Here is a 4779-nt window from a genome sequence, read left to right as displayed (position 1 = left end):
CTTCACCTTTAGAAATACCAATCTTCTGACGAAAAGTTTCAAAAGCAGGAATATTGTATTGAACTTGAGTAGGATTAATACCTTTTACAATAGACGCATTAACTAAAATATCTTGCTCTTGTAGAAAAAACTTTTTGAGTCTTTTTCGTAAAAAATAGTATCGAAAATAGCGATAAATAAGTGTTAATACAAACATATTTTACCTCCTTTCTTGGTTAGGTGGCAAAATACTGCTTTTATCAACCATAATAAATGGTTAATTATTTAGTTAATTTTACTAAAAAATAGAAGAAAGATATTGAGAAATCATTGGTAAATTTTTCCAGAATGCAATAAGTATTGAGATAATAGATACCACAATACCAATACGTTTCCAGAACTTATCTGTTAAATGAAGTAATTGAATATCTTTAGCTAACTGGAAAACAATTTCATTCGTCTGTTCATTTTGTTTAGCTAATGCTCGCATTTTAAAACGAATAGACTCATGTAAGTTAGAAAGGAAGCCGGTTTTTTGATAAATCTCAACAGCTTTACGAAAAAGAGTTAATTTATCTTGATGATAATCTTCTTGCTCTAATTCAATAATCAGTTCATAGAGGATTGGAAGGGCTTGCTCATATTTTAATGAAACACAATCCACATATAATTCTAGTGCATTTTCAGTAAAATAACCTTTATCTAAAGAATTTCTTATAATCGCTTTGAATTTATCAAATTTTTTAAATTGTTTATTTTTATGAAATGCTAAAATAATCACAATACCTAACACATCTAAGGATAAGATAATGAAAAGAGAAAGTTCTTGACTCATTTTAATCACTCCAGAAAGGTATTGATGAGTAGGGTGTAATCAGCATGAACTAATAACACCCTAATAAGAAGAAATTGTCAATAGTAAATAAATAGTAAAACTATGACGGATGTAAAGCTATGACGAAAAAGATAATACCAATAATTATATTTCATCCCCTCGTATATAAATGATCTACAATTATCCATATACCCCACTGATTACTAAGTCGTCTTAACCAGTTAAAACAGCAGCACATAACGTACAAAAGGCGAGCATTTTTCACCATCGCTCTATGGTAAGTAGGAAATAAGTCGTGAAGTCTTGTTTATTCTTTAAAAGAAAAAACAAACAAGACTTCACGACATTGACAAGAAAAAAAGAGAGAGTCTTTTTGATGATAAAATAGCATTTACCTATAAAAAGGACGACCGATTTCAAAATGCTCGGCAATACAGTTCAAGTCAGTATTACCTCTAGCGGTCTTGGGCGATATAAACTTATAGGAGTTACCAAAAACTATAAGATATATCTAAAAGGCGTAACTTTATGCCGTAAGTTACCAACGGTTTTGCAAGATTTATTGTAAAAGGATTGATTCATTTTTCCAACCTTTATTCATTATTTTCTTTTTGTTGAGGTAAGATTAAATGACAAACTATTAAAATTTTGGATGATATGTCTGATAAATAGAGATTGTTTTTGCATAAAGTCATTCAAGCTTAACTTATTATTCGCAATATCATTTAAAGCTTGCTCCCACAATGCAGTCATACCCGGATCTTTAATTATGTCAGGCAGAATATCAATCAAGGCAATACCTGCTGGAGTTGCTACAATATTACGTTTTTTCTTTTCCAGATAACCACGTTTTAGTAAGTTTTCGATGACATCCGCACGAGTAGCTTCTGTTCCCAATCCTTCCGTTTCTCTAAGACGCTGTTTCAATCTTTCATCTTTAACAAAACGAGCGGCATTTTTCATTGCTGCAATTAAGGTTCCTTCTGTATAGTGTTTTGGTGCCGTAGTTTGTAAGGTTAATAACTGAGAATCCTTTATTTGACAGGTATCTTGCTTATTGAGCATTGGTAAAAGTTGATGATTTTCCTCGTCTGACTTATCTTGAGAGAACAATGTTTTCCATCCTAATTGAGTAATTTTTTTCCCTTTTGCAATAAATTGATGAGCAGAATGATGTAGCGTAACTGTTGTATTTTCTTCTTTATAAAGCGGTAAGAATTGGGCAAGGTAATGTTGTCTAATGAGTTGATAGACTTTTAATTCATTATCATCCATTTTGCTTAAATCTGCTTTTTGTGTTGTTGGAATAATGCCGTGGTGAGCTGTAATTTTACTATCATTCCATATACGAGAACGTAATGTGAGATCGAGAGTAGAAATGATTTGCTCAATGCTAGGATCGCTTATCATTAATGATTTTATTACTATTGGAATTTCAGCAATCATCGACTCAGGAAGATAACCACAATCGGTTCGCGGGTAAGTGGTTGCTTTATGTGTTTCATATAATGACTGAGCAATCTTCAATACCTGAGCAGCGCCCATACCAAATAATTTGGAACAAGTTTGTTGTAATGTACCTAAGTCAAAAGCGAGAGGTGGCGATTCTGATTTGGGCTTTGTTTCAATCTTATCAACCCTCATTGCTGATGACACATTTAACCCTGACATTATTTGATTAATGGCTGCCATATCGATACAGCGTCCCTCATCATCGCAACTTGATTCAGGTGCTTGCCAAAATGCAGAAAACATTTGATTTTGCTTATTCACTAAATCAACTTTTACTTGCCAAAAAGGCTTTGGTATAAAATTTGCAATTTCGCGATCACGTTGTACAACAATAGCCAATGTAGGGCTTTGTACACGCCCTACACTCATGACACCTTTATAGCCTTGTTTTTGTGCAATTAAGGTAAATAATCGAGTAAGATTCATGCCCACTAACCAATCAGCACGACTTCTTGCCAGTCCAGCAAAATATAAGGATTTTGTATCTGCGTCAGATTTTAACGAAGATAATGCTTTTCGGATACTACCTTCATCCAATGCAGAGAGCCAAAGACGTTGAATTGTTCCTTTATAATTTGACATATCGAGTAATTCGCGAGCAATCACTTCACCTTCTCGATCTGGGTCAGTGGCAATGACAATATGTCGAGCTTTTTTAATTAACCCGTTTACCACTTTGTATTGTTTTACGGTTTCTTTTTTCATTTTCATTATCCATTTTGTCGGGATAATGGGTAAGGCATCAAAGCTCCATTTTTTATATATTTCATTGTATTCATGGGGTTCTGCCTGTTCAACGAGATGACCGATACACCATGTAACAACGAGTGATTTATCCTGATTTGCTAAGTAACCCTCACCTCGTTGGCTGGCACCTAAGAACTTTGCAATATCACGACCTTGAGAGGGTTTTTCACATAAGAATAATTTCATAATCAATTATTTCCGCTTTTTTGAAGATATATAATTAATAAGATCATCCATTGAAGTTTGCTCCATTCCTTTTTGAATGATGGCTTGTAATATATCAGTATCTTTAACCATCTTTTTCGTATGGATAACGACATCAACTGTTTTAGCTTCTATTTTTTTCCAAAGTTCCTCATCAATATGTTTTGTAGGCATAAATAGCTCCTAATCTAATAATTTAGAAATGTGATTGCATTTTTGAGGTATTTAGATTAAAAAACAGTAAGTTACTAAACAATAAGAAATTGTTTTTTAATCATTAATAAAAAGAAGGTAATGTATGCAACAAGTTATAGATCCGGTTAAAAATAGATTAATTACTGTAGAAGAGTATATAAAAGAATATGCTAAGAACTCTTTGGATAATTTAGACTATACAGCTCCATTAATGATATGTCCTCATTGTTTAAACAATCGAATGAAATTGAAAGCACGTTCTTCTATTAATGTTTCGCCTTATTTTGTCCATCCTAAAAATAATGAATATTGTCCTAGCAAGATATTACAAGAAGGTATATATCTAAATTGTAAAATTACAGATCCAGATGTAGAGAATGCTAACAAACTGAAAAAACATTTTAGAGAACATTGGAAATATTATTTTCAAAAGATTAGGAATATGGTTCCTTATTTAAGGAAAGAGGAATTTACAAAAATAATCGATATATCACTAAGGGAAAGAATATGGGAGTATAAGAATGTTCAATCGTATCATCTTCCATATTTATTTGTAACATTAGCAGATTTTTCAATACAGCATCCAAACTCTTACTATAAAGAAGATTTTTGTAGAAGTCTGCATTTTAGGTATTGGTTTCAATCTAAATTAGATAATTATAAGGATCTCATTAATAATATAAACGTGCTATCGTTATGTAGAGCTAGTTATAAACTTACTGAAAAACAAACACAACCAAGACAAGATCAATTACAAAAAATACAAAGTTTTGAAATCATTAATGATCTAATGGAACAGGATACTGATAAAGTTTCTATTCATATAGAGAAATGGATAGAAAAATATTTTGAAATTAAGAATTGGCAACATTAAATTTCTGGTGTATCCAAGCATATATAGATTTATCATCAACAATGATACTATCCTTAGAAGAATCAATAGCATTTAAAATAGAGCTTATATATTTATTTAAGTCTTCATTTAAACTTTCTAATGAAGTGTGATGAGTATTCATCTGATACAAGTCACATTCAACAAAAAAAGCAGTTTCTATAGGCTTTATGTATAACCATTGTGATTGTTGTTCAGTTAAAGCACCTTGATTATTCCACTCTTTTAGTAAGTCTAATTGATACAAAACACGGCTACGTAAATCAATAATTTTCTGTTTGATGTGTAAGTCATCATCTTCTAATGTAATAACAGCAATATCCCCAAAATCTATAATTGGAATATTACTTCTAATAAGTACAAACTTATTCATAAAACATCAACCACTGTCTAATTTTTGTTCACTGGTTCCACT

General features: G+C 31.6%; 6 protein-coding genes. 1 reads left to right on the top strand and 5 read right to left on the bottom strand.

The genetic code is table 11. The features are described from left to right. The 4 genes from PF272_RS01085 to PF272_RS01070 all read right to left on the bottom strand — a co-directional run. Nucleotides 1-196, bottom strand: a 196-nt coding sequence (locus PF272_RS01085) for a hypothetical protein (RefSeq protein ID WP_271141319.1), incomplete at its 3' end; no start/stop codon positions are given. Nucleotides 197-277: 81 nt separating this feature from the next. Then, entirely contained in the window at nt 278-814 is a 537-nt protein-coding gene (locus tag PF272_RS01080) for a hypothetical protein (RefSeq protein WP_065232423.1), read from the bottom strand. A gap of 600 nt (nt 815-1414) precedes the next feature. After that, entirely contained in the window at nt 1415-3259 is a 1845-nt protein-coding gene (locus tag PF272_RS01075; protein ID WP_271141318.1) for a DNA topoisomerase III, read from the bottom strand. Nucleotides 3260-3265: 6 nt separating this feature from the next. Continuing rightward, on the bottom strand, nt 3266-3451 hold the full coding sequence (locus tag PF272_RS01070; protein ID WP_021462027.1) for a hypothetical protein: 186 nt from the start codon (nt 3449-3451) through the stop codon (nt 3266-3268). 124 nt (nt 3452-3575) lie between these two features. Between PF272_RS01070 and PF272_RS01065 the strand changes: the two genes are divergently transcribed. After that, complete coding sequence (locus PF272_RS01065) at nt 3576-4346, top strand: hypothetical protein (protein WP_271141317.1); 771 nt, start codon at nt 3576-3578, stop codon at nt 4344-4346. On the opposite strand, the gene PF272_RS01060 is transcribed toward PF272_RS01065, so the two are convergent. Then, the gene (locus PF272_RS01060; protein WP_271141316.1) at nt 4327-4737 is read right to left on the bottom strand and encodes a hypothetical protein; all 411 of its coding nucleotides are present in this window, start codon (nt 4735-4737) and stop codon (nt 4327-4329) included. The two genes, PF272_RS01065 and PF272_RS01060, sit on opposite strands and share 20 nt — an antisense overlap. Between the last annotated feature and the right edge of the window lie 42 nt (nt 4738-4779).

Origin of the sequence: Gallibacterium faecale, from assembly GCF_027920745.1 — a bacterium.
In the GTDB taxonomy this organism is placed as follows: Bacteria; Pseudomonadota; Gammaproteobacteria; order Enterobacterales; family Pasteurellaceae; genus Gallibacterium; species Gallibacterium faecale.
The sequence above is the reverse complement of the archived record's forward strand: the minus strand, read 5'-3'. Positions and strand labels throughout refer to the sequence as shown.

What these genes read in the sequence shown, in the direction of transcription:
- PF272_RS01080 (WP_065232423.1), bottom strand. Translation starts at nt 814, where the DNA reads ATGAGTCAAGAACTTTCTCTTTTCATTATCTTATCCTTAGATGTGTTA.
- PF272_RS01075 (WP_271141318.1), bottom strand. Translation starts at nt 3,259, where the DNA reads ATGAAATTATTCTTATGTGAAAAACCCTCTCAAGGTCGTGATATTGCA.
- PF272_RS01070 (WP_021462027.1), bottom strand. Translation starts at nt 3,451, where the DNA reads ATGCCTACAAAACATATTGATGAGGAACTTTGGAAAAAAATAGAAGCT.
- PF272_RS01065 (WP_271141317.1), top strand. Translation starts at nt 3,576, where the DNA reads ATGCAACAAGTTATAGATCCGGTTAAAAATAGATTAATTACTGTAGAA.
- PF272_RS01060 (WP_271141316.1), bottom strand. Translation starts at nt 4,737, where the DNA reads ATGAATAAGTTTGTACTTATTAGAAGTAATATTCCAATTATAGATTTT.